Genomic DNA, 26,530 nt, shown 5'->3' on the forward strand with positions numbered 1-26,530 from the left:
ATGCGTTTAAAAAAACACCTGTTAATTGTAATCACAGTTGCTTTATGCCTGGCCGCATCCTCCTGCAAAAAAAATCAGCCATCGCCTCCCCCGTTATTTCAATCGCTCCCCTCCTCTCAAACCAATATTCATTTTTTAAACCGCATCAGCGATAATGACAAGCCAGGAATTTTAGATTACCTGTATTATTACAACGGCGGCGGGGTTGCTATCGGTGATATTAACAATGACGGTTTGCCCGATATTTTTTTTACAGCTAATAAAAAAGGCGGCAACAAGCTTTACTTAAATAAAGGCAATTACCAGTTTGAAGACATCACCCAAAAAGCAGGCGTTGCCGGTACTGCAGATTGGAGCACCGGCGTAACCATGGCCGACGTAAACAATGATGGCTATCTTGATATTTACGTATGCGCAGTAGCCGGTAAGCTTGGGCTTAAAGGGCATAACATGTTGTACATTAATAACCATGATGGCACCTTTACTGAAAGATCGGCTGCGTATGGGCTTGATTTTTCAGGCTTCTCAACGCAGGCGGCATTTTTTGACTATAACCACGATGGATTGCTGGATTGTTTTTTGCTCAACCAGTCGGACCATTCTGTTTCTATGTATGGTGACACTTCATCCAGGCATATTGCCAATAAGCTGGCCGGCAGCAGGCTTTATATGAACCAGAAAGGGCATTTTGTTGATGCTACCGCCAGCTCAGGCATCTATAGCAGCGCCCTGGGATACGGACTTGGCCTTGCCATTGGTGACATTAACAATGACGGATGGGATGATATTTATGTGGGGAATGATTTTCACGAAAACGATTATTACTACATCAACAACCACAACGGCACATTTACAGAGTCCGGAGCTAAACACTTTAACCATTACAGCAGGTTTAGCATGGGTAATGACCTTGCCGATTTTAACAATGATGGTCAGCTGGATTTGGTAACCCTTGATATGCTGCCCGCGGATGAAAAAACACTAAAAAGCTATGGCGCCGATGAGTCATACGATCAGTACCGGTTTAAAATTTCAAAAAACGGTTTTCAAAATCAATACTCGCGCAATTGCCTGCAGAAAAACATGGGCAATGGCGAGGCTTTTAGCGAAGTAGGCCTGATGAACGGCATTGCCGCAACTGACTGGAGCTGGAGCCCCTTATTGGCCGATTTTGATAACGACGGAATAAAAGACCTGTTTATTGCCAATGGCATAAAACGGCGCGCGCTGGATATGGATTATGTAGCTTTTGTATCTAACGATCAAATTCAGGGTTTATTAAACAGCAGCGGCGGGGCAGATAGCCTGGTGCTGGACAAAATGCCTCCCGGCGCTGTGCATAGCTACCTGTACAAAGGCACCAAAACCGAAAAATTTGAAGATAAAAGCGCCGACTGGGGCTTTACTGAACCCGGCCTGGCAAGCGGCGCCGCCTACGCCGATCTGAATAATGATGGCAAGCTCGACCTGGTGGTGAACAACGTAAATCATGAAGCCAGCATCTATAAAAACACATCGAAAAGCAGCAATTACATTACCCTCGGTTTTACTGGGAAACAGGACAACCATTTTGGTATCGGCACTAAAGCATACGTGTTTTGCGGTGGCCAAATGCAATATGAGCAACTGATGCTTACCCGTGGGTTTCAGTCGTCGGTTGATGCGCGGTTACATTTTGGGCTGGGTAATTATAAAAAAATTGACAGCATTTTGCTTGTCTGGCCTAATCAAACTTACCAGGTTTTAAAAGCTGTAAAAACGAACCAGGTTTTAAACATCAGTCAAGCCAATGCCAAAGGAACGTTTTCATATGCCGCATTCTTCCCGCCAAAAAAACCAATATTTAAAGAGGTTACCAGGGAGATGCAGGTAAGCTGGAAGCATAAGGAAGACTACTTTGTCGACTTTAACCAGCAGCCGCTGATCCCGCACATGCTCTCGGCCGAAGGGCCAAGGATGGCAGTTGCCGATGTGGATCATGATGGGTTGGAGGATTTTTATGTTTGTGGTGCAAAAGGTCAGTCTGGCGCGTTGTTTATTCAAACAAAAAGCGGTGGGTTTAAACAATCACCTCAACCAGCCTTTATTACCGATAGCTTAAGCGAGGATGTTGATGCAGTGTTTGCCGATGTAAATAATGACGGCTTTCCTGATCTTTATGTAGTTAGCGGTGGAAATGAGGCAACCAATGGCTCCCCGGAATTAGCCGACAGGCTTTATTTAAACGATGGCAAAGGTCATTTTACAAGATCAGCCAATATTCCCGACATCAGGCTTAACAAAGCTGCCGTTGCGGTTGCAGATGTTAATCATGACGGCTACCCTGACTTTTTTATAGCCGGTGCGCCGGAAGCAGGTAAGTTTGGCGGAATCCCGGAATCGTATTTATTGATGAATGATGGGAAAGGTCATTTCCAAAAAGCAGCTATTCCTGAAGAATTAAAACATGCAGGGATGATCCGATCCGCTGTATTTGCTGATTTGGATAATGATGGCTGGCCCGACCTTGTGGTGGCCGGGGAATGGATGCCGGTAAAAATATTTATGAATAAAAAAGGCAAGCTGGTGCAAAGCCGCCAACCTGCTATGGATAAACTAAGCGGCTGGTGGCAAAAAGTTGTGCTTGCCGATGTGGATGGTGACGGTATGATTGATATCCTGGCCGGTAACTATGGTTTAAACTCCAAGCTAAAACCAACGGAAGAAAATCCGGTAAAACTCTTTCTGTCAGATCTTGATAAAAATGGCACTGTTGACCCTTTGCTGACTTACAGCATAGCGCAGCAGGATTATACGTTTTTAGGTAAAGGAGATCTTGAAAGGCAAGTGCCACTGATAAAAAAGAAGTTTTTGTACTACCATGATTTTGCCGGTAAAACGGTTAATGAAATTTTCGGCGACTCGTTAAATAAGGATAAATTTTTAAAAGTACAGTCGTTTAAATCGGGTGTATTCTTTAACAAGGGGAACGGTGTGTTTGAGTTTAAAGCTTTTCCGGCTTCGGTGCAATCTGCGCCTTTGTTTGCCTTTGGCACGTTTACTTTACCCAATGCAACCGGCATACTAGCAGGCGGCAACTTTAGCGGCACTTTACCTTATGAAGGGATTTATGATGCGGATTATGGCGATATTTTAGCCGTTGACAAGCAAAGATTGCTCAAAAGCATTTCTTCTGTTTCGGGCGGATTTTTATTGCGCGGAGAGGTAAGGGATATTAAAACTATAAAAACAGCAAGCGGCAACATCTATGTGGTTGCGTTTAATAACAAAGAGATCAGGTTTTTTAAACAGGTGAATTAATGAGGAAGATATTTATAGTTGTATTGGCAGCATGCTTATTTTATAGCAGACCATTAGCAGCACAGGATCAATGGGTAATTAAAGCTGATAAAATTGATCCGGCTAACTATTACGGGATCACTGTGGCTAACGGCATGATAGGGATAGTGTCATCGCCCGAACCTTTTAAGGTGAAAAATGTGGTATTGGCAGGGGCGTATGATCTTTACGGGCGTGGCAGGGTGAGCAATTTTCTCAATAGCTTTAACCTGCTTAACATGTACCTGGAGATTAACGGCAAACGGATTGGTGCAGACAACATCAGCAATTTTAAGCAGGAGCTTGATATGGCGCATGCTGCCTTTACCACCACGTTTGATTATGGTGATGAAGCGTCCATAAAATATACTTATTATTCGTTGCGGCAGCTGCCTTTTACCGTTTTAATGGATGTTTCCGTCATCGCCAAAAAACAAATAACTATTACAGCAGCCAGTGTAATGGAAGCGCCGGATGCTTTAAAAGATGTGCAGAATTATTATAACGAGATCGATCGTCCGCATGTAACCATAAGCCTGCTCACCTCAACGGCAAAAAGCCCGACGGGAAAATTACAGCTCTGCGCGTCTAATACCTTTTTGTTTAATGAAGCGCACGGACAGGAACCAAGGGTGATTCACGAAATGTGGGATAATAATATGCACCTGATGAAATTCAGCAAAAGTTTAGCGGCAGGTGAAACGTATAAGTATGCGTTGGCTGGGTCGTCTATTACCTCAGCACATAATGCTGATCCGCTGAATGAGGCTGAACGCCTTACCATGTTTGCCAAACTGGAAGGTGTTGAACGCCTGAAACAATACCACAACAACGCATGGGATGAGCTCTGGAAAAGCGATATTAAAATTGATGGTGATGCGCAGGCTCAGCAGGATATACACAGCATGCTTTACCACCTGTATTCGTTTTCACGAGCTGGCACCAGCTATTCGCCGTCGCCGATGGGTTTATCGGGTTTGGGATATAACGGGCATGTTTTTTGGGATGCCGACCTGTGGATGTTCCCTGCCTTGCTGGTTTTACACCCGGAGATAGCACATTCATTGGTTGAATACCGCTTTGAGCGGTTGACCGAAGCCAAAAGGAATGCTTTTGCCCATGGCTATAAAGGAGCCATGTTTCCATGGGAAAGCGCTGATAGCGGGGTTGAGGAAACACCTGTTTGGGCTTTAAGCGGTCCGTTTGAACACCATATTACTGCTGATGTTGCACTTGCAGCATGGAACTATTATTGCGTAACGCAGGATAAGGATTGGCTCCGCGAAAAAGGCTGGCCTATCCTATCCGCCACTGCCGATTTTTGGGCAAGCCGGGTAGAACGCAACGGGCCGGGGCATTATGATATAAAAGATGTGGTAGCCGCAGATGAATGGGCAGAGAATGTAGATAATAACGCCTTTACCAATGCAGCTGCAAGCGCCAACCTCAGGGCCGCAACAGCGGCTGCAAAATTATTAGGATTAAAAGCCGATGCCGACTGGGAGGTGGTTGCACAAAACATCCCTGTACTTAAATTTCCGGATGGGGTAACCCGTGAATTTGAAACTTATAAAGGCGAAGGAATAAAGCAGGCGGATGTTAACCTGCTGGCATATCCTCTAAAAACAATAACAGATCCCGCCCAAATAAAAAAGGACCTGGAATACTATGAAACCCGCATCCCCAACGAAGGCACCCCAGCTATGACGCAGGCGGTATTCGCTTTACTTTATTCACGCTTGGGTAATGGCGATAAGGCGTATCATTTTTTTAAAGATGCCTATGAACCAAATCTTAATCCGCCGTTCAGGGTAATTGCTGAAACCAAAGGTGGAACAAACCCCTATTTTGCAACGGGTGCCGGAGGGATAGTACAATCACTATTGATGGGTTTTGGCGGATTGGATATTACACCTACCGGCATAGTCCAAATTAAAAGCAAGTTGCCGGGAAACTGGAAATCTGTTACTATAACAGGCGTTGGGGTTGGTAAAAAAACTTACACTATAAAATAGAGACAAGAAATCAAGAATCAAGAACGTAAGAGTCAAGGGTTGGAAGTGAAATCCTTTTTATCTTGATTCCTGACTCTTGACTTCTTGATTCTAATCCTAAAATAAAATACTATGAAGTACATCTTCCTTCTCTTCATCTCCCTGCTCATCTTCTCCTGCAAAAAACCTGATTACCAAAAGGTAATGAGCGACCCGGCTTTGTTCAGCAATACAGTGCATGAGCTGAACCGCGTGGTAATGGGGAACAACTTTTCGCCAGTAGTTGCTTCACGCAATTATGCCTATGCAACAGTTGCGGCTTATGAGGTAATCGCTGCCGGTGATCCGGCGCATTACAAATCGCTTTGCGGGCAGCTGAATGGTTTGAAGGCTGTGGCAAAGCCGGAAAAAGATGCGAAAATAGATTTCCATTATGCAAGTATCCTTGCCTTTTGCAAAGTTGGCGAGGCGGTTACCTTCCCGGCAGGTAGCATGAAGCAATATGTTATCGATATGCAAACCAGGGCTGCAAATGCAGGGATGCCGGACGAAGTTTTAAAAGGCTCTGAAAAATTTGCCGATGCCATGTTTAAATCCATCATGAAATGGAGCAAAGGGGATAATTATTTAAAAACCCGGAGCGCTTCAAAATATGCATTGAGCGACAAAGAGGGCCGCTGGGTGCCTACCCCGCCCATGTATGCCGAAGCTGTTGAACCGCATTGGAGCGAGATCCGCACCATGGTGATGAAAGACGGATCGCAATATAGTGTTGTGCCTCCGCCCGATTTTAACGTAAAGGACAAAAACAGTAAATATTACCAGGAAGTGATCGCCATAAAAAACAGGGTGGACAGCCTGACTCCCGAGCAAATTCATATTGCTGATTTTTGGGATGATAACCCGGGAAAGCTAAATGTAAACGGGCATTTAATGTTTATCCGGAAAAAATTCTCACCAGCCGGTCATTGGATGAGCATAGCCGGAATTGCCGCCAAAACAACCAATGCCGATTTTAACACAACCGTTTGCGCTTATGCAAAAACGGGCATTGCTTTATTTGATGCTTTTATTGAATGCTGGGCCGCAAAATATGTTTACAATACGGTAAGGCCCGAAACAGTAATAGATAAATATTTTGATGCAACCTGGCGCCCGCATTTGCAAACACCTCCTTTCCCTGAATACACCTGCGGACATTGTACCATCTCGGCATCGGCGGCAAAAGCGCTCACCAGCGTGTTTGGCGATAACGTAACCTACACCGATACCACAGAGCTTGAATTCGGGATTAAGAGCCGCAGTTTTAAATCATTTAACCAGGCAGCAGCCGAAACCGCATGGTCGCGATTTTATGGGGGCATCCATTTTCATAACTCGTGCATGGTTTCCAGTGGTTACGGGCAAAAAGTTGGTGATGCTGTGGTTGAAAAGCTGGTTATGAAGAAGTAAATTATCATTTCTTCTCTTAAATTATAATTAAATTTTTTAAAGCTATTTGTTTTACAAATAGTTGATATATAATTATTTATATTTTTAAAAGTCATCTTTCTCTGAAATTTTCAGTATAAAAATAGGTTTTATATTAACTGGTACATTAATTTGTACTTATACTTAAATTACTAAGCGCATCTACCTGAATCATAAAGAGAGCGCTTACTTAAACTATTATAAACCAGGCAAATTAACCGTTGCCAATGTAAACTGTTCTAAGCATATTTTATTGCTGCTAAAAAAACAGGAACAGCGTTGTTTTAAAATGTTAAACCTAATTATATGAACAAAATACTATTGACCATCCTGTTAGCCGGCAGCTTTATAATAGCCAGGGCGCAAAAACATGAAGATACCGAGATCTATGAGCCGGTACCTAAAGTAGTAACTCCGGGCAAAACGGTTAGCGATGCTCCGTCGGACGCGATTGTGCTGTTTGACGGCAAAAACCTGGACAAGTGGGTAACCACCAACGACAGGGACAAACCTGCAAACTGGGACGTAAAGGACAACATCCTTACCGTTAATAAAACCGCGGGAAATATAGAGACCAAACAGGCCTTTACCAATTACCAGCTGCATGTGGAGTTTCACATCCCGGCTAATATTACCGGCGAAGGGCAATTAAGGGGAAACAGCGGCATTTTTTTAGCCTCAATTGGCAAAGGCGATGCCGGTTATGAACTGCAGGTGCTCGACTCGTACAAAAACAAAACTTATGTTAATGGCATGGCAGGCAGTATTTACAAACAATTTATCCCGCTGGCTAACGCATCCAAACCTCCGGGCGAATGGCAGACCTATGATGTAATATGGACCGCCCCAACCTTTAACGAAGATGGCAGCATGAAAACCCCGGCCAAAGCAACCGTATTTTATAACGGGGTGCTGGTTGAAAATAATGTGGAACTGCTTGGCCCTACCCGTTATATAGGCAAGCCGGTTTATGAAAAGCACGGCCCGGCCCCCGTAAAACTGCAGGCACACGGCGATAAAAGCGAGCCGCTGAGCTACCGCAACATCTGGATAAGAGAACTATAGTAAATTGAGTATATAGTTGATTGGTTTAAGGTAGCTGAGGAGTCAGCTACCTTTTTGGTTTATGGGTAAAGGCCTACCATTAAATAGCTTGTGTTTTTCTGTTTTGATTTCTTGCACTTACCGCCTGGCGCTTGAAGTAGTTTGTACTATGTGAGCAATGTGTATGAACGGAATAGTAAAGATCAGTAATACTATGAAATAACAAACGGTGTCAAGAGATAGTCTTTACACATTGGCAGCCGTCATATCCACCCACCAGATGATAATGTAAAAACGATAGTACAAATTCAAACTACCTATTGTTATATTAAATTCGGTTTACTGATAAAATACTTTTATTATTAAGGAATATTTTTTTGGACCTTATCAAACACAAAAAATGTTAAAAATCGCTTTAAAAGCATTCATAATCTTTTTTCTTCAATTTGTGTTAATCAGTGCTTTTTGTCAAACCTCTTCAACACGTTTCCTGGTAAGGTCAGACAATACTGTTCTAAAGCCTATCCCAAATTTGCATTCGGACAACATTGTGCTCAATGGTGTTGCGCTATCAACCACGCCACCTGAAATAAGTTACGAGACGCCACAAAACTATGTGCTTAACCAATCAATAAGTCCGTTGGCCCCAACCAATATAGGCGGGGCCGTGCCTGTAGCTATTTATGGTAAACTAAGTGCAGTAACAGGCAGTGTTTTTAGTGTTGTTACAGGGATTGCTGTTGATGCCTCCGGCAATATATATGTTGCCGATTTCTATAATAACCAGGTTAAGGTAATAAATACGGCAGGTACAGTATCACTTTTTGCCGGCAGCAGCAGCGGAATGTCCGGAGCAGATAATGGGCCGAGAACATCAGCAACATTTTATGAACCCGATGCTCTTTTGTTTGATAAGTCTGGCAATTTATATATAAGCGATATCAAAAATGGTTTAATAAGAAAAATAAATTCTGCGGGTTTAGTTTCTACGTTTGCAGGCAATGGCGCTACTGGTTTTACCGATGGTACAGGCACGTCAGCAAGTTTTTATTACCCCAGGGGGATGGCCATAGATAATTCGGGCAATCTTTATGTAGCAGATCAGGGCAACAATGTGATCAGGAAAATAACACCTTCAGGCATTGTTAGTACGTTTGCAGGAAACGGTACGGCAGGTTCTGCAAATGGTCCAAATCTTATAGCAAGCTTTAACATACCAACAGCTATTACAATTGATGCAAGCGGTAACTTATATGTATCAGATTCAGGGGACGGCACCATCAGAAAAATTACTATTGCCGGAATGGTTTCTACATTAGCCAGCGGACTTAACTTTCCCCGCGAGTTAATTGTGGATGGAACAGGCAATATTTATGTAACTGAACAGCAGGGCTATAGTATAAAAAGGATCTCGCTAAATGGTTCTGAAACAGAAATTGTGCCGGCCGGCTTATCCGGACCAATTGGTTTGGCGCCGGATGGAAAAGGTAACCTTATCATAGGCGATATGAATTCTGTAAAAAAAGTGTCAATATCTGGCTATACTATTGATAAACAGCTGCCTGCCGGATTAAATTCCGATCCAACAACCGGCATAATCAGTGGCACGCCAACGGCTTTATCGCCTTCTGCAAATTATACGATCAATGCATATAACAGCGGTGGTAGCAATACAACTGTTGTAAATATTGCGGTAGGGCTCACCAAAGTATTAAAACAATCAATCATCACACTGCCTCCGCAGCAACCCACCGGATTGGATGCCTCAAACAATTATGACCCTAAGGCCACAAGTACTAATAACGAAACTCCTATCATCTATACCAGCAGTAATCCCTCAGTAGCTACGGTGACGCCTGACGGCTTATTAATACATGTGATAGCACCGGGTATAACAACCATCACCGCCTACCAGAAAGGGAATGCTAATTATTCTGACGCCACACCTGTGCAACAAATTTTAACCGTAGTTGAATACTTGTTTGTTAATTTACCCGAAATAGCTGTAAAAACAATTTGTGACGCCGATTTTTCTGCAGATGCAAGCACTTCCGAAGTAAAAATACCCTTAACCTTCAATAGCAGTAACCTTGCCGTAGCCACAATTTCAGATCAGGGAATTATTCATATTGCAGGATCGGGCGTAACAACTATTACAGTATCGCAAAATGCCAATCCACCACTATATGTTTCGGCTACTCCACAATCAAAAACGCTTACCGTAACTTTACCGGTTACTCCCGTTGTTAGCATTGCTGCCCAATATATCAATCCCTGTGTTGGCTCTTCGGTAATATTTACAGCCACTACAGATAATGGGGGAGCCAATCCCAATTATCAATGGAAAGTTAATGGCAATAATACAGGCGTTAATGCAAAAACATTTACCAGCAGTGTACTTGCTGATGGTGACGTTGTTACCTGTACAAGCACAAATACAGATAATGCCTGCATTGCAGGTTTTCCTGAAGTTTCTAACCCGGTTAAATTAAATCTTATTACACCCTCAACCCCGGCAGTAAGCATATCAGCCTCTGTAAATGGCGTTTATCCGGGCGTACCTATAACTTTTACCGCAGTTGTAAGCAATGCCAATGGGTTGGTTGGGTATCAATGGGCTGTTAATGGTTATAATGCTGGCACGGGAGCTTCTGTTTTTATCAGCGATACTTTCGTTAACGGCGACATAGTTACCTGCGCAATTACGCCAACTACTGTTTGCAGCATGCCAGCCATAAGTGAGCCGATTAAGGTGATTATAGTTTCCAAATTGGAAATACCAAATACATTTACCCCAAATGGCGACGGCATAAACGATACCTGGAACATCAGCGGGATAGCAAATTACCCTAATTGTTTTGTAAATATTTACAATCGTTATGGCATGCCTGTATTTCAATCAAGAGGATATCACCATGCATGGGACGGAACAATGAATGGGGCTAAGGTGCCTGTGTCAACTTATTATTATGTTATAGATCTGGGATCACAAAATAGAAAGATCAGCGGTGACATTACCATTATCAGATAAATTAACGCTTATTGTTTTAGACAGTGAAATTATTCCGCCTTTCCGTGGCAAAGTTTATCGCAACCTGATTTCGCCTAAAATACAACATGAATTCTGTTTGCAAAACTGCCCAGATCGGCTCTTAAAAAAACACATCCTCTCTCCGGCCCGAGAATGACAGACCTGCACAACGTAAAGGCTTCCCGTGAACCTACTACATTCTATAAACTACCGCTACTGATCAAAGTATAATTGTTATTTTTCTGTAAAAAACTAAAATAATTCTATTTATGACCGATCGGTCATGCATCTTTGTTTCATAATTCCATCAGTGATGACAAAAGGTGAAGAAACAAGGCAGTTTATAATTGAGCGTTCAGCGCCGATCTTTAATACCAGGGGGATTGCCGCAACTGCCATGAGTGATATTATGGAAGCCACCAAACTGTCAAAGGGAAGCCTTTATGTTCATTTTGAAAATAAGGATGTATTAGCCGGTGCGGCAGTTGACTACAATATGGAAAAGCTTGGTAACAAAGTGATGGCAGCTTTAAGCCGGCACAAAAATGCGAAGGATAAGCTTTTCGCTTATGCAGATGCGTTTAATGATCCTATGCAGCCCCCGGTTACGGGTGGTTGCCCCATGATGAATTTTGGTATGGAGGCTGACGATACCAATGAGGTGGTAAGAATTAAGGTAAACGAAGCGGTTGAAATGAGCCAGCAAGTTATTATTGATATAGCAAAAGCCGGGGTTAAAGAAGGGACATTTAAGCCCGACTGGAATTACAAGGAATTCGCCACCATGATGTTTGCCATGATTGAAGGCGGGATTATGATAAGCCGGGTTGCCGGTAACAACAGCAAAATGAAGATCATTACCCGTAACCTTAAAAAAATGATCACAGAACAGGTGATCTAATTTTTTTTATCAATAAAATGACCGATCGGTCATTTTATTGATAAAAGTATATAAAACAAATAATTAAATAAAACACGTTATGAAAAAGCAAAAAGTATGGTTTATTACCGGAGCCTCTAAAGGTTTCGGATTAGAGATTGCCAAAGCAGCCCTTGCCGCAGGCGACAAAGTAGTGGCTACCGTAAGAAGCAATGCCGATGGGTTAAGATCCGCGCTGCAACAGGATAATGATACGCTGGTGGTTTCGTTGGATGTTACCAATGAACAGCAGGTAAAGGAAGGGGTACAAAATGCCATTTCACGTTTTGGCCGCATTGATGTGCTGGTTAACAATGCGGGTTACGGGTTGTTGGGCGCAACGGAAGAGGTGTCTGACGAGGAAGTAAGAAAACAATACGATACCAATGTTTTTGGATTGCTGAATGTAACCAGGGCTGTATTGCCGCATATGCGCAGTCAGCATTCGGGCCACATCATTAATATTTCTTCCCTGTTTGGTTATACGGCCTCCGCTCCCGGTTTTGGCCTGTACGGTTCAACCAAGTTTGCGGTTGAAGGGATCTCTGAAGGTTTAGCCCTCGAAGTAAAACCGCTGGGCATTCATGTTACTGCGGCAGCGCCCGGTTTGTTCAGTACAAATTTCACTTCCCCGGATGCTTATCAGCCTTCAAAGGTTATATTGGATGCATACCATGAAACCGTGGGCGGAGTAAGAGGCTTTGTAGGACAGCTGCATGGAAATGAGCCCGGTGATCCTGCCAAACTTGCCGGTGTGATCATCCAATTAGCGGCTAGCGAAAACCCGCCGTTACATTTACCAATAGGAACAGATGCCGTAGCAGCTTTTAAAACCAAAACGGAACAAATGGGAAAAGAAGTGGCTCAATGGGAAGCTGTCTCCAGCAGTACCGACCATGTAAAAAGCAATCAGATCAGCTAAGGCACTGCAAACAAAACGCAAAAGAACAACAGCCTTTATGGCATTGCTTCAAATTGAAGGAATGCGGCAGAAAAGTGAACGGTAATAGTCCTCATTATCCGTTCACTTTTTGCTGTGAAATAATGCCCTGTCATTTTTTTATCCCCAAATATCATCTTTTCGCTTTTATATAACTCTTAATCCGTTTGCTGTAACCGGCAAGGTTTTTTTCTGCGGATACTTGTAAGACACTAATTAAGTGCATTGGCGCTCATGCATGGCGGTGTGGACTCACCCTGTCTGCTAGTTAGCGGATTCGCTCGTCACCCCTCTATGCTGCGCAAAGAGGGGAAAAACACACGATTAATGACATTGCCTGGCCGGCTGCAAAAAAGAATCTTTATCACTTAAAAACAAAGAAAATGAAACTAAACTTTACCCGCGCCCTTATTTGCTTTTTTATAACATACGTTGCTGTAACTATCATGGCAACAGCAATTTCTGTTATATACGGCATAATCACTAATTCACCTCCGCCTGCACCAGGAGTCAGCGTATTGCAGGCAGCTTCCTTTGTGGCTACTGTGCCTTACCATGTGCTGCTTATGCTGCTGATCTGGCCGGTTGCGGCCTGGATCTATTTTAAAAAACCTTTTCAAAAAGATCCCGGAACCCAAATAAAAGAGACTTTATCCCTTTCATTTTTTTGGCTGATAGCAGCTATTTTTACCGATTTTGTTTGCTTTGTATTTATTAAACATCCGTATTCGTTAACGCCCCATGAGTTCTATGTTCTATACCAACCATGGATCAGTTTGATCTATTTATCAATCTTTTTAAGCCCGTTGATCAGGTTGGGGTTTTTAATGGTGTTTAAAAAACAGCAGGACTAAAGTCTTATTGCCTGGGTTTAGGTAATTCTTTACCGGATTCGGTTGTTGTTATACGGGGTTGGATTTCCCTTACTTCAATTATTCCGCCTTGCGGAAGTACCGGGCAATTTTTTGCTAACTCCAATGCAGCTTCGTAACTGGTTGCCCTTAGGACCAAATTGCTCACCAGTCTAAAATTATCACTAACAATACCTTCTTTGGTTATGGTCTTTTGCGGGCCTTTAACCAAATAGCCATCATTTGGATAAACGAAACTTGTAACATAAGTGCCGTTAGCTTTCCATTTGTCGGTAAGTTTAGTCCACTGTTCTCTTACTTCTTTTGCCTGATCGGGTCCGTAATTAAGTGGCAAATGGACTAATAAAATGTATTCTTTGAATGCTGAGCTTTCGTTTTTCATTTTTGCTTCTTTTTTTGGTTGACTTAATGATTGATTGGTTTTTGCCTGCGGGAATACCCGTGCGCTGATAAGTAATAACCCTGAAAGGAAAAACCCTATGTTGATTATCGATTTCATTTTTTTAAATTTTGTTTATTCAAAATTGAGGAATGATAAACCTTAATAATTGTAAAAAATCATTGATTTGTTATCGTGATAAACGGGCACTGGTGGCTGTTCATTAAGTTAAGGGAAACACAAATGTAATTCTCCCCAAAAACCTTGTAGCCCCCTCTAAATCTCCCCCGGTAGGGGAGACTTTAGCTTCGCCCGCGTTTGTTTTTTTCAAGTCCTCCCTACCGGGGAGGATTATTCACAGTTGTTTATTTTTAATAGGCGTTCATGAGGGCTATGCCGTTTAGGTTGGGCTATTGAACGTTGCTATGTGGTTAGTTTGTATCAAACCTTCTCTTAATGATATTGGGTGTCGATGGCTGCCCGTCATCATTTTTTAAAAAAAATAACAAAAACATAGCAAAGCCTTGTACATTGCATTACTATGTATTATATTTGTTGCATGAATTCAGAATTTGTGCAGAACTGGTTCTCCCAGGTAAAAAAAGGGACGCTCTCCTATATCATCCTCATCATTCTTGATGAAAAGGAATATTATGGTTATGAGCTTGTACAGGAAATAAAAATTCATACCACGCTGGAGGTTGCAGAGGGCACTTTATATCCATTATTAAACAGGTTAAAAGCAGAGGGAATTGTTGATTCAAAATGGGTTGAGCAGGAATCAGGCATCCCCCGCAAATATTACACGTTAAGCAAGAGCGGCAAAGCTACGCTAACTGAAATGCAAAAAATATGGTCGGCATTAGAAACAGCCATTAACAAACTTCAAAAATGAAAAGAATAGTTTTTACAAATCCCGCGGCCCAAAAGATCTATGACGATTATATCAAACGGGTTACCAGATGCATCAGGCTATTATCGGCAGATGACCAGCGCGATACCCTGATGGAGATCAACAGCCATATCTATGAGGCCACCAATGCTGCGCCACCCGAAAATGAAATTGAGATCCTGCTGGATACGCTCGAAAAACTAGGCTCGCCCGAAGAGGTATTGCAGCCTTTAGTTGCTTATAAAAAAGCGCAACAGGCAACTCGTTCGTTTAACCCGGTGCACATTTTACAAGCTATGCGCCTCAATATTGCTAATGGTGCTGCCTATGTAATACTGGCGTTCTTCTATTTGCTGAGCGTATCCTTTTGCATTCTCATTATCCTTAAAATAATTTACCCGTCACATACCGGCTTGTTTATGCAAAACGATAAATTCATTGCCTTTGGCTTCACTACCGAACTATCCGGAGGCTTAACTGAAGTGTTAGGACAATTATTTATTCCCGTAGTTATCCTGCTAATGGGCGCGCTTTATTTTTTAAATACCCTGCTATTTCGTTTACTGAAAAAGGAATAGCTTTTTTTATACCCATATGCATTGTTATGCTATGTATTATGCATAGCTAATTAAATCACTTATTAAAAATTATAAATCATGACAACTACATCAACAAAAACCAACAATCCCCCATCACCCGGAAAAATTGTTTTATTCACGCTGGTAAGCATTACAATGTTTATACTTATTGCAATTGCCTGCTCCTTACTTACCTCCTGGATCCAGAATAACGCGCTCAAAATAGCGGTAAGGGAAGTTGTGCTGAGGGCGCCGCTAACTATTTTATTCATGCATTTTTTTGCCCGCCGCGTTATAAAAGCTTATGACCCTGCTGCCCTTTATGGCAAATTAACATTAGCGGGACTGTTTAAATGGATAGCTATCAGCACTATCCTACCTGTTTCAATCTGGCTATTTTATTATGTATTTCACTTTATAGCCCCCCTCACTGGGGATAATTCAATGAGCCTGGCCGATAAGGTTCAGTTGTTTATAAAATGGTCGTCTGTTTCTATTGCAGCGGGGTTAACAGAAGAAGTCGTTTTCAGAGGTCATCTTTTTCTGCTGATGAGCGCAAGGTATTCCAAGTTTAAAGCCATGTTTATAACATCTTTAATATTCGGCCTGTTACACATCTACATGCTTACTTCTTTTAATGTACTGGATGCGCTTATAGTTGTTGGTGGCGGGATAATTACCGGCATGATGTTCTCTTTTATTTATGCATATACCAAAGTGATCTGGTACGTGGTACTTGTACATGTTATCTGGGATATCTTTTTTATAGGTAAAATAACCACCATTGCCACATCTGCTACAGATGCAAAGCAGGCGTTACTGGCTTTTAAATTTACTACCCAAAATGTATTACTTACCGGAAGGGGATTTGGCATTGAGGCGGGAATACCTTGTTTACTAACCTTCTTACTGCTAATATTTGTTTTATATAAACGAAGCTTTGGCAGTTTAAAACCTGTTGCGATTAGTTAAAACAACGCGAGTTCGATATAAAGAATAGTGGAACATTTTGATTGTCAAATACTTACATTTATTCAATTCCCTACAAATAACTAAGTAATTGATAATCAGAATGTTTCATGACGTTCCACGTGTTCCGCGTGGAAAAATGGAACGCTTTGCCTGCGTGGATACACAAACTTACGCTTCGCCTCAACGCAGTTGGAGAAGGGTTTGGGGAGAGGAGGTGATCGCTGCTTTATTGGACTACCTTATTTGTATTTACTGGACTACTATGATAGTCCAAAATTGAAATATTTTTGATCTTCAATAATACGTAAACACTCGCTTTTCTGCTTAAATGGAATGCGAATAAAAAAAGAGATCATGCAATTAACAAACGCTCAATCAATACTAAAAACTTTCCTATCCGCTTTGCTGTTCGTTATCTTAACAAACGGATTGTTAGCACAAGGGCATCCGGCTAAATCAGTTGATGATGCAAAGATCACAAGCGTTACCGTACTTAAACAGTTGTTAAATGAACCGGGGATAAAAAACAAAGAAGCGCAAATGGAGGTTGTTAATTTTCCTCCCGGTAGCACATCACCTGCCCACCGGCACCCTTGCCCGACATTTGGATATATACTGGAGGGTGAAATTGAGTCTGTTTTTGAAGGGGTAAGACATGTATATAAAAAGGGAGATTCATTTTACGAGAAGCCTTTTGGGCTACACTCCTTAACACGCAATAATAACCCCAAAAAACCGGCTAAACTATTGGTGCTGTTTCTTAATGCGCCATCTATGCAAAATTCAATTAAGTGTAAATAAATATTAAAACGTATGAAACTAAGAATGAACATTAACCAGGCAGAGCCCCGCATTTATAAGGCGATGGCTGTTGCTGATGATTTTTTACCCGCATTTGATATAGATGCCAAACTACAGGAAATGATAAGGACCCGGGTTTCCCAGTTAAACGGCTGTGGTTATTGTATTGATTATCACACCAAAGCAGCGTTACACCTGGGAGAAACCACGCAAAGGCTTTTTGCACTTTCGGCATGGTGGGAAACGCCCTTTTTTACAGATGAAGAGCAGTCGGTATTGAAGCTGGCTGAAGAAGTTACCCAAATTTCGGTACATGGCGTTTCTGATGAAACTTATCAAAATGCGTTAAACCTGCTTGGAAAACAAAGGTTGGCACAGGTAATTTTTATAACCGTAACCATTAACAGCTGGAACAGGATAGCCATTTCGATGCATATGATTGCCGGGGAATAATTACAAACATTTAAAATATTAAATCATGAGCAAAACATTAATATGCACTACCTGTGGCACGCAATACCCACCGGATCAGCAAGTACCTGAACTGTGTACCATTTGTAATGATGACCGGCAGTATATAGGTGATAACGGGCAGAAATGGACCAGCATGGCGGTTTTGAAAAATAATTACAGCACCAGGATAAGCAAACTAAACGATCAGATCTCAGCCCTGAAAATGCAGCCGGACTTTGCACTGGCAAACCGTGCCCTTTTAGTGCAATCGCCCGAAGGGAATATTTTATGGGACTGTATGCCGCTGCCTGATCAGCAAACCGTGGATTATATCAATTCCATTGGCGGGCTTAAGGCAATTGCATTTTCGCATCCGCACTATTACAGCACAATGAATGAATGGGCGACCCTGTTTAACTGCCCGATCTATATTCATGAACTGGACGGTGAATGGATCATGTACCCTACCCCATCTGTAAAATTATGGAGTGGTGATAGTCTGCCACTTTGGAATGGGATAAAAATTGTGCACACCGGCGGGCATTTCCCGGGTAGTTGTATGCTTTGGATGCCCTCATTAACAGGTGAAGGTACGCTATTATGCGGCGACAGCGTTTACCTGTCGCGCAGTAAAAGACACCTGTCGGTAATGTACAGCTACCCAAACCAGATCTTGTTGCCGAGGCGCGATTTTACAGCATTTGACCATAAAACATCCGCCCTGAAATTTGACACTCTTTATGGCGCATTTGATAACCAGGACCTGGAGGGCAACGCCATGGATGTTTTTAATACCTCTATGCAGCGGTACAGGGATAGTTATGAATTATAATGCCCTCATCTAACCGGGCTATCAGGCGTACACAATATTTTGCAGTGTAAAGTTAAAACCGGTTGAAGCCTTACCCGGGCCACCGCCGGTCATCACAATATCGGCGCTTGCAATTCCTAATAATGATAACTCGGTGTTAACCTGTGATATGATGGCAGAGTTTATCAAACTCCCTTCCAAAATCTGCGAAACCGCTCCTATCCATAAGGTTGGGTTAAATTCAAATGCCACTTTCTGCTGGGGCGCCACACCGGTTTTTGTAGCCAGCAGTCGCCCATCCTTGTAAATATTAGCATTAATGGCACCTGTATGCAGGCCATTTAAAATCTGCATTTCCTTACTGCTGGTGGCGGAGCCCGCATTCTTAAGTATATTGCCAGACGGACTTTGCTCCACGCTGAACAACTGGCCATTTTGAGCAGCCAGCTGCGGTGAGTAGTTCCCCCAGCTATCACTGGCCGATACATAGTTTTGAATTGGAAACGAAAAAGGATGGTTCATTCCCTGTCCGCAGTACTTAATTACTTTCCATGCTACCGCCAGCTCATCAAAATTAGTAGCTGCATTTTTTTGAAAAATAACGATCTCCGAATTATTTGTGTCGTTTGATTGGTTGATAAAGTTTAGTTTAACGCCTGTCATGATAAGATATTTGAGTGCTTATTGATGATAACGCCTCTAAAATACATAATTTATCAAGTGTCGCTAAATAATTCTTAAGAAAGTATTCAGGCCTTAAACTTACCGAAAGTTCCCGCTTTACGCAAAGTTCCGGATAGCTAACCGCCATTGTTAACTTATTTTAGGGCGATACAGCTTTATAACATTGATTGCAGACACTACCCCTCAACATACTTTTTAAACCCATCCAACACAGCCTGGCAAAATTCCTTTTGCATGGCAATAGGCTGGGTGTTGTCTGCTTCAAAACTTTCAGCCAATATAACCGGGTTCCCGCTGGTAAAAGTAATAGTCGACTTCCGGCCATCGTTAAGGGTATAGCTAATCAGTTCGTTGGTTTTCACATCGTCATAAACGCCGGTAAAATCAAAATTAAGGCTACCGTCTTTTAATGCCATAGCAAACAGGAAGGCGCCGCCGGGGCGCAGGTCGTTTTCTACTTTGGTGGTGTGCCAGTCGGTATTGGGGGTGTTCCATTGTTTAATGTCTTCGGGAGTGGTCCATAGGGCCCAAACCTTTTCAATGGGTGCATTTATTTCTATTTCACCGTTAAGGGTAGTTTTGTCAACTTTATTCATGATGCTTTCATGTTAAAACACAAACATAAGGTTCGCCTGTTAACAAAACACTGGGCAACAATGACAATATGAGGGGGTGATTATGCCATTTGTTAAGCCTGGAGCCTTTAGTCATAAGTAATTTTAGTCTTTTCTAACTCACGACTAAATGCAGGAAAACCAGAACTTTATGTGAAAAATTTGCCGGATACCTTTTTAATAAATAATTGAATATCTATATTTTTGAGTCTACAACTAAAAATCATAACTATGGAAAATAAAGTAAAAAAAGTATGGTTCATTACGGGTGCATCCGCAGGTTTCGGGAAATCATTTGCGGAGTATGCTATTCAGCAAGGCTATCATGTAGTAGTTACGGCAAGACGTTTGGATAAACTGGAAGCTATAAAAGCGATTGCACCAGACCAGGTAGAAGCTATAAAAATGGATGTAAATAATAGTGCTGAAATTGCCGATGCAGTTAAAGCGGCTGTCGGCCGGTTTGGGCAGATTGATGTTTTGATCAATAATGCCGGATATGGCATAGTTGGCGCTGTAGAAGAAACGCCTGAGAATGAATTACGCGCCCAAATGGAAACAAATTTTTTCGGCGCTGTAGGTGTTACCCAGGCTTTATTACCAACCTTCAGAGCGCAAAGATCGGGAGCAATTGTAAATATCAGCAGTTTGGGCGGACAGCTTTCATTTGCAGGATTCGGAGCGTACTCTGCTTCAAAATTTGCATTGGAGGGCCTTTCAGAGGCATTAGCTGCCGAATTAGCTCCCTTTGGAATAAAGGTGCTTATTGTAGAACCGGGTAATTTCAGAACCGAATTAGCGGGTTCGGCCATGAAATATATGCCGGAAATAACAGCTTATAAAGATACCGTTGGGCAAACAAGAAATTTTGCAAAGGGCATGAACGGCGCACAGGAAGGCGACCCTTTAAAAGGTGCCGCTATAATTGATAAAGCCCTGGCCGCAACACACACGCCATTAAGGTTACAGTTGGGAGAGGACTCTGTAAATGCGATCAGGCAGCACAATGAAAATCTGTTAAAAGACCTTGCAGAGTGGGAACCATTAGCGGTTGATACTAAATTGGATCTTTAAACGAGCGGTGATCCTTATATGGTGCAGTAAAGATGTAGTTAAGGGAGGGCACCCTATTACTTTTCCCCTCTTTGCGCAGCAGAGAGGGGTGACAAGCGAAGCGATTTCGGGGTGAGTCGACGCCGCCATGCATTTGCGCCGTGCATTTGCGTGAATATCGCCCGCAGATTTTACTCACCCGGTCGACGCTTCGCTGGACCTCCCTCTCTTCGCTGCGCGTAAAGAGGGAAGAAAATGCCACTGGTCTTGAAAGCGACTGACCTGTATCATCATTTTTGTTTATCTCCCCCAATTTTCATAACATTGTTTTTCCACCTCCATTAATTTTATCATGAAAATAGCAACCTATAATGTAAATGGTGTAAACGGTCGGCTGCCGGTATTGCTGCGCTGGCTTGAGGAAACTGCGCCTGATATTGTATGTCTGCAGGAGCTAAAGGCCCCGCAGGAAAAGTTCCCGGAGCAAGCCATCCGGGATGCCGGTTATAATGCGCTATGGCACGGGCAAAAAAGCTGGAATGGCGTAGCTATCCTGGCGCGGAACGCTGATATTGATGAAGTAACACGCGCACTCCCCGGTGATCCGGAGGATGAGCACAGCCGCTATATTGAGGCTGTTATTAACGGCATCACGGTTGGCTGCCTTTACCTACCAAACGGCAACCCGGCGCCGGGACCAAAATTCGACTATAAGCTGCGCTGGTTTGAACGGCTGGGCTTTCATGCTGCCGGGCTCCTTGCATCAGGCAAACCCGTGGTGTTAACAGGCGACTATAACGTTATGCCAACCGAACTGGATGTTTATAAGCCGGAACGCTGGCTAACCGATGCCCTGTTCCGCCCGGAAACCCGCCTGGCCTTTAAAACTTTGATAGACCAGGGATGGACAGACGCGATCAGGAAACTTTACCCGAACGAAAAGATCTATACTTTTTATGATTATTTCCGCAATGCCTACGGCCGCGATGCCGGTTTGCGCATTGACCATTTCCTGCTTAGTCCGCAGCTTGACGGCCGCCTTCTTGCAGGGGGTGTTGACCGCAACGTAAGGGGATGGGAGAAAACGAGTGACCATTGCCCCGTTTGGATCCAGCTGGCTGATTAGAGCAGGTATATGATTTCCCCCTTTAGCGATATAGTTACTCCCCGATTGGTATTGCGGCTGATGAATGCCGAAGTTATTTCAGCCAGCATGGACGGAAAGCTCGCTGAGGCAGCGTTACTGTTGGGCGCTAAAATCCCGGTAGAATTACTTGAAAATCTTAGCACCCTTAACTATAACCGGGAGCAATTGGAGACTGATCAAAATTATATGCCATGGTCTGCCCGCGCCATCATTTTGGCAAATGAAAATATCATGGTTGGAATTGTGCGTTTTCATAGTACGCCTGATCCTGAATATTTGCGTATGTACGCCCGCGGTGCGGTAGAATTAGGATATAGGATATTTTCCAACTATAGAAGGATGGGGTATGCAAAAGAAACGGTTAAGGCAGTGCTTGCTTGGGCAGGTGTTAACTTCAATATAACCAGCTTTGTTGCATCAGTGTCGCCCTCCAACGTTCCATCATTTAGTTTGATCAATAGCCTGGGCTTTATCAAGGTTGATGAAGTTATGGATGAGACAGACGGCCTTGAACATGTATTCATGCTGAATTCAAATTTCATAACCAAACAGTTGCATTAAAAGGAGAAAAAAATTAGCTTTGATTTACCTAAATAGTTAATAATCAATTTACTTAATAACTAAAACGCCTTAATATGCCTAAATACATAATTGAAAGAGAAATTCCCGGAGCGGGTAATCTTTCTGCAGACCAATTAAAATCCATTTCACAAACTTCGTGCGGGGTATTAAGTAACATGGGGCCGCAAATTCAATGGGTTAACAGCTTTGTTACAGCCGACAAAATTTATTGCGTTTATATTGCGCCTAACGAAGAAATGGTTCGTGAGCATGCCAGCCAGGGCGGGTTTCCTGCAAATTCAGTTAGCCGTGTATTAACAAATATTGATCCTACAACTGCTGAATAATAATCAGGCCGGTTCAATGATCATCGTCACAAACAAGGAGATTCCGATGATAGGAAAGGTTAACCCCTCTTCGATCATTGTTTTCATCCTGTCATTGATATTTTCCTTCCAGGCATCCAGCCAGGATTACCGGCAGCTGCGCAAAAATGCCGATAGCCTATACAAGGCAAAGGATTATCCGGGGGCTACCAGGGTGTATCTGAAGTCAGCTGCCATTGCAGATTTCAACCTGCAAAAAAAGAGCAGTTTGTATAGCGCCGCATGTTGTTACAGCTTTATGGAAAAAAAGGATAGCGCTTTTATCACCCTCCATAAAGCCATCCTTGCAGGGTATAGCGATAAGGAGAATTTATTGCAAAGCAAAGATTTAACCACCCTGCACGCAGAGAAAGAATGGGCACCCCTTGTCCAATCCGTAAAAGAAGAAAAGAAGGCTTTGAATAAAGATCCGCGCCAGGCTTCCCTGGTAACTACGGATGTCCACCGGTTTTGGGTTGCTTATGACCTGGCGCAGAAAGACACTGCCAACCGATTGTCTATTTATAAGAGATACTATTTTGACAAGGCTTCGCGGGGAATGCAGGATTATATGGGGCTTAAAGTGCGCAGTATAAGGGCATTTGTAAAGCATTATGACACGCATGCGGCTTTTTACCGTGCCATTAGGAATAACACTTTGCAGGCCGACAGTTTTAAGCCCGCCATATATACCTGTTTTGAAAAACTGAAGGCGATCTATCCCCAGGCATTATTTCCCGATGTTTATTTTGTTATGGGTGCTTATACCGCTGGGGGAACCGTATCAGATGCAGGGCTGCTGATAGGGATTAACCAGATTGCTAAGACAGATGGAATCCCGGTTGGTGAGCTGAGTTTATGGGAGAAAAACAATTTTAATCCGCTGCAAAATCTGCCTTATTTCATTTCGCACGAGCTGATCCACTTTCAGCAGGACAGACTTATGAAACTGGACGACACCACTACATTGCTGCCCGTAATTGCCGAAGGCATGGCCGATTTTTTGGGAGAGATGATCAGCGGTAAAAACACCAACCAGCGCCTGCATACCTGGGCTAAGGGCAGGGAGAAAAGGATCTGGCAGGCATTCACGAAAGACATGGATTATAACCGTTACAGCAATTGGATGGCCAACTCAGACCAGGAAACACCCGATAACCCCGCAGATCAGGGATACTGGATAGGTTACCAGATCTGCCGAGCCTATTATATAAATGCCAGTGATAAGCAACAAGCCATTTACGATATGTTCCATTTTACAAATGCCAGGGAGTTCCTGAAAAAGAGCAAATGGGAAGAAATGGTAGCAGCATATCAATAAAAGAATATACGCCAGAGGGAGTTTTTTAAATATGTCTTCTTTTTACAATTGTATACAATCAATCTTAGATAACTTTGTCGCAGTTCCTGGCTTAAAAAGCTTTGGCTTTTGACTTCTTAATGTTTAACCTGATCCTATTTATTTTTTGTGAAATACGTTAAATATAAACCCGATAAGTTATTAGAAAAACACATCGACTTTTATTGGGTATTACAAACTGATTCGAAATACAAACCCATTAAGGTGCCGTTATTTGCCGATGCCTGTTCTGACATTTTTATTAACCTTGGCGGCTCCCCGGCAAGTTTTAATGGCTATGCCGCACTTCAACCCGGTCTGGTTTATATTGGGGGTGTTTCTACCTCATCATGCTTTGTAACCAGTTTTCCGGATAGTGCTTTTGTTGGGATAAGGTTTAAACCCGGGGGCCTTCTTGTTTTTTATAGATTGCCGTTAGTTGAAATTGTTGACCAGATAGTAGAGTTCCAGGATAAAGATCTTGCTTTAATTGCAGATCCGGACGAATTGCTGCCTGAAAGGCTGGATCAGCTTTTCCTCTCAAAAAAAAATCAGGCTGATCTTTTTTCCCCCATAACAGAAGCAGTGAATTATTATAAAGGTCAGATCTCGGTTGATCTGCTTGCCCAAAATTGCAATATCAGCACCCGCACCCTGGAACGGCTTTTTTATATAAATTTAGGGATCAGTCCAAAAGAGTTTATAGGGATCGTTAAATTCCGTCGGGCCCTGAAAATTTTGCAGGAGGCACATTCAAAAGGGAAATTATTAGAAATAGCTTTGGAAATGGGTTATTATGATCATGCGCACCTCACCCGCGAAATAAAAAAACATTCCGGCTTACCCCCCTCGGCAATATGGCCGGGCCCAAGTTTCCCATAAAAGCATCGTTTTTCTTTGGTGGATTGTCGCATTTATACAAACTACCCCTGTTTTAGCGCATTTACTTTTGTATTTCATCATAAAAGTAAATCTCAATGAAAGCGGTATTCGTTATTTTCTGCTGTCTATTAACCTTCATGTTTGTAAAAGGGCAGTCCATTCAACCTGCTGCACATCAGCCCGGTAAATATGTCGCCCGCTTCGATCCTGAAAAAGCCGCGGCTCAACTAATAAGTACCATCCCGGCAGTTGCACGCGCAAAAGCAAACAACTATGTAGAAGGTGGTTATTGGCTGATCCTTTGGAATTTTTTAAATGCGGCGTTTGTGGCCTGGTTATTTCTTTTCGGGGGGCTGTCAGCTTATATAAAAAAGATTGCTGATAAAACCTCAAAAACAAACCGGAGCAACCTGGTTTATATTGTGCTTTCTTTTTTACTGTATTTCCTGCTCCTGATGCCGCTTGATATTTATCAAAACTTTATCCGCGAACAGCAATACGGCTTTTCTAATCAAAACTTTATACAGTGGTTTTCAAATGAACTGCTAACCTTCTTTGTTGAATTGCTTATTATAGCGCCATTTTTCGTTTTGATCTATGCCATATTCAGAAAAGTAAAGGAAAACTGGTGGATCTGGGGAGGCTGTATCTCTCTTCTGTTCATCATAGTTGTTCTTGTCATATATCCTATATTTATCACCCCCGCATTCAATGATTATACGCCAATAAAAAATGGAGCGCTGAAAGATCAGATCCTGTCAATGGCCCGTGCCAATAGTATAAATATTGACAACGTTTATGTGTATAATGAATCAAAGCAAAATAAACTATTTAATGCTAACGTAAGCGGACTTGTCGGCACTGCACGTATTTCGCTGAATGACAACATGCTTAATAACTGCACCAATAGTGAAATTAAAGCTGCGCTGGGGCACGAAATGGGCCATTATGTATTAAGTCACATTTTTATATTGACCATGGAATTTGGAATATTGATCATAATTGGTTTTAAGTTAGTTCAATGGGCGTTAAACAAATTATTCCTCAAATACGGAGAAAGGTGGAAAGTGGTGGCTATCCAGGATATCCGCAGCCTGCCCATCCTGGTGTTTTTGTTTACGTTCTACTTTTTTATCCTCACACCTATAAGTAACACCATTATCCGTACACAAGAAATCCAGGCGGATCTATATGGGTTGAATGCCGCGCGTGAACCTGATGCCATAGCCTCATACCTAATAAAATCCGCCGATGACCTTAAAGTAGCCCCGGACTACTGGGAAGAGATTTTCTTTTTTGATCACCCCTGCAGAGCATACAGGATCTTAACCGCTATGAAATGGAAAGCGGAAAACCTGGATGGGAAATGAACCTATCTGCTGGATTCTGAAGGAAAAATAACAAAAAAGGG

24 protein-coding genes are annotated in these 26,530 nt (G+C 42.6%); 21 read left to right on the forward strand and 3 right to left on the reverse strand.

Annotated elements, in window-relative coordinates; all coding sequences use genetic code 11:
- From BUE31_RS22280 to BUE31_RS22315, 8 genes are all read left to right on the forward strand, one after another.
- Positions 1-3,300, forward strand: a complete 3,300-nt coding sequence (locus tag BUE31_RS22280) for a VCBS repeat-containing protein (protein WP_073406045.1) — start codon at positions 1-3, stop codon at positions 3,298-3,300.
- Complete coding sequence (locus tag BUE31_RS22285; protein ID WP_073406046.1) at positions 3,300-5,333, forward strand: glycoside hydrolase family 65 protein; 2,034 nt, start codon at positions 3,300-3,302, stop codon at positions 5,331-5,333. The genes BUE31_RS22280 and BUE31_RS22285 overlap by 1 nt, the downstream gene beginning before the upstream one ends.
- A gap of 111 nt (positions 5,334-5,444) precedes the next feature.
- Entirely contained in the window at positions 5,445-6,764 is a 1,320-nt protein-coding gene (locus BUE31_RS22290; protein WP_073406047.1) for a vanadium-dependent haloperoxidase, read from the forward strand.
- A 324-nt stretch (positions 6,765-7,088) separates the two neighbouring features.
- Positions 7,089-7,847, forward strand: coding sequence for a 3-keto-disaccharide hydrolase (locus tag BUE31_RS22295; protein WP_073406048.1), 759 nt, complete (start codon positions 7,089-7,091; stop codon positions 7,845-7,847).
- Positions 7,848-8,358: 511 nt separating this feature from the next.
- On the forward strand, positions 8,359-10,857 hold the full coding sequence (locus BUE31_RS22300) for a T9SS type B sorting domain-containing protein (RefSeq protein WP_234997887.1): 2,499 nt from the start codon (positions 8,359-8,361) through the stop codon (positions 10,855-10,857).
- A gap of 313 nt (positions 10,858-11,170) precedes the next feature.
- The gene (locus BUE31_RS22305) at positions 11,171-11,758 is read left to right on the forward strand and encodes a TetR/AcrR family transcriptional regulator (protein ID WP_073406050.1); all 588 of its coding nucleotides are present in this window, start codon (positions 11,171-11,173) and stop codon (positions 11,756-11,758) included.
- Between the two features lie 79 nt (positions 11,759-11,837).
- On the forward strand, positions 11,838-12,698 hold the full coding sequence (locus tag BUE31_RS22310; RefSeq protein WP_073406051.1) for an oxidoreductase: 861 nt from the start codon (positions 11,838-11,840) through the stop codon (positions 12,696-12,698).
- A 401-nt stretch (positions 12,699-13,099) separates the two neighbouring features.
- A complete protein-coding gene (locus BUE31_RS22315; RefSeq protein WP_073406052.1) occupies positions 13,100-13,570 on the forward strand; it encodes a hypothetical protein in 471 nt (156 codons plus the stop codon).
- 4 nt (positions 13,571-13,574) lie between these two features.
- Here the strand turns inward: BUE31_RS22315 and BUE31_RS22320 are convergent, their stop codons facing one another.
- Positions 13,575-14,087 carry a YciI family protein gene (locus BUE31_RS22320; RefSeq protein ID WP_073406053.1) on the reverse strand — a complete coding sequence of 171 codons (513 nt, stop codon included), beginning with the start codon at positions 14,085-14,087 and terminating at the stop codon, positions 13,575-13,577.
- Positions 14,088-14,526: 439 nt separating this feature from the next.
- Between BUE31_RS22320 and BUE31_RS22325 the strand changes: the two genes are divergently transcribed.
- The 6 genes from BUE31_RS22325 (at position 14,527) to BUE31_RS22355 (ending at position 18,495) form a co-directional block, all read left to right on the forward strand.
- Positions 14,527-14,862: a PadR family transcriptional regulator gene (locus BUE31_RS22325; protein WP_073406054.1), complete on the forward strand. Its 336-nt coding sequence runs from the start codon at positions 14,527-14,529 to the stop codon at positions 14,860-14,862.
- Entirely contained in the window at positions 14,859-15,437 is a 579-nt protein-coding gene (locus BUE31_RS22330; RefSeq protein WP_073406055.1) for an HAAS signaling domain-containing protein, read from the forward strand. Before BUE31_RS22325 ends, BUE31_RS22330 begins: the two co-directional genes overlap by 4 nt.
- Positions 15,438-15,515: 78 nt before the next feature.
- The gene (locus tag BUE31_RS22340; RefSeq protein ID WP_083620201.1) at positions 15,516-16,409 is read left to right on the forward strand and encodes a CPBP family intramembrane glutamic endopeptidase; all 894 of its coding nucleotides are present in this window, start codon (positions 15,516-15,518) and stop codon (positions 16,407-16,409) included.
- A gap of 333 nt (positions 16,410-16,742) precedes the next feature.
- On the forward strand, positions 16,743-17,210 hold the full coding sequence (locus BUE31_RS22345) for a cupin domain-containing protein (RefSeq protein WP_083620203.1): 468 nt from the start codon (positions 16,743-16,745) through the stop codon (positions 17,208-17,210).
- Positions 17,211-17,222: 12 nt separating this feature from the next.
- Entirely contained in the window at positions 17,223-17,663 is a 441-nt protein-coding gene (locus BUE31_RS22350) for a carboxymuconolactone decarboxylase family protein (RefSeq protein ID WP_073406058.1), read from the forward strand.
- A 25-nt stretch (positions 17,664-17,688) separates the two neighbouring features.
- Positions 17,689-18,495, forward strand: a complete 807-nt coding sequence (locus BUE31_RS22355; protein ID WP_073406059.1) for an MBL fold metallo-hydrolase — start codon at positions 17,689-17,691, stop codon at positions 18,493-18,495.
- Positions 18,496-18,516: 21 nt separating this feature from the next.
- On the opposite strand, the gene BUE31_RS22360 is transcribed toward BUE31_RS22355, so the two are convergent.
- Entirely contained in the window at positions 18,517-19,137 is a 621-nt protein-coding gene (locus tag BUE31_RS22360; RefSeq protein ID WP_073406060.1) for a hypothetical protein, read from the reverse strand.
- 197 nt (positions 19,138-19,334) lie between these two features.
- Positions 19,335-19,754: an SRPBCC domain-containing protein gene (locus tag BUE31_RS22365; RefSeq protein ID WP_073406061.1), complete on the reverse strand. Its 420-nt coding sequence runs from the start codon at positions 19,752-19,754 to the stop codon at positions 19,335-19,337.
- A 249-nt stretch (positions 19,755-20,003) separates the two neighbouring features.
- Here BUE31_RS22365 and BUE31_RS22370 point away from each other — a divergent pair, with 249 nt between their 5' ends.
- The 7 genes from BUE31_RS22370 (at position 20,004) to BUE31_RS22400 (ending at position 26,489) form a co-directional block, all read left to right on the forward strand.
- A complete protein-coding gene (locus BUE31_RS22370; protein ID WP_073406062.1) occupies positions 20,004-20,846 on the forward strand; it encodes an oxidoreductase in 843 nt (280 codons plus the stop codon).
- A gap of 331 nt (positions 20,847-21,177) precedes the next feature.
- Positions 21,178-21,951 (forward strand): exodeoxyribonuclease III, encoded by a 774-nt coding sequence (gene xth / locus BUE31_RS22375; RefSeq protein ID WP_073406063.1) that lies wholly within the window; start codon positions 21,178-21,180, stop codon positions 21,949-21,951.
- A 9-nt stretch (positions 21,952-21,960) separates the two neighbouring features.
- A complete protein-coding gene (locus BUE31_RS22380; RefSeq protein WP_083620206.1) occupies positions 21,961-22,533 on the forward strand; it encodes a GNAT family N-acetyltransferase in 573 nt (190 codons plus the stop codon).
- Positions 22,534-22,607: 74 nt separating this feature from the next.
- Positions 22,608-22,880: a DUF4242 domain-containing protein gene (locus BUE31_RS22385; RefSeq protein ID WP_073406065.1), complete on the forward strand. Its 273-nt coding sequence runs from the start codon at positions 22,608-22,610 to the stop codon at positions 22,878-22,880.
- A 16-nt stretch (positions 22,881-22,896) separates the two neighbouring features.
- Complete coding sequence (locus BUE31_RS22390) at positions 22,897-24,219, forward strand: gliding motility protein GldB-related protein (protein ID WP_143167211.1); 1,323 nt, start codon at positions 22,897-22,899, stop codon at positions 24,217-24,219.
- Between the two features lie 147 nt (positions 24,220-24,366).
- Complete coding sequence (locus BUE31_RS22395; RefSeq protein WP_073406067.1) at positions 24,367-25,119, forward strand: helix-turn-helix domain-containing protein; 753 nt, start codon at positions 24,367-24,369, stop codon at positions 25,117-25,119.
- Between the two features lie 95 nt (positions 25,120-25,214).
- Positions 25,215-26,489: a M48 family metalloprotease gene (locus BUE31_RS22400; RefSeq protein ID WP_083620209.1), complete on the forward strand. Its 1,275-nt coding sequence runs from the start codon at positions 25,215-25,217 to the stop codon at positions 26,487-26,489.
- Positions 26,490-26,530 lie beyond the last annotated feature (41 nt).

This window comes from Mucilaginibacter sp. OK098 (assembly GCF_900142915.1).
Lineage (GTDB): Bacteria > Bacteroidota > Bacteroidia > Sphingobacteriales > Sphingobacteriaceae > Mucilaginibacter.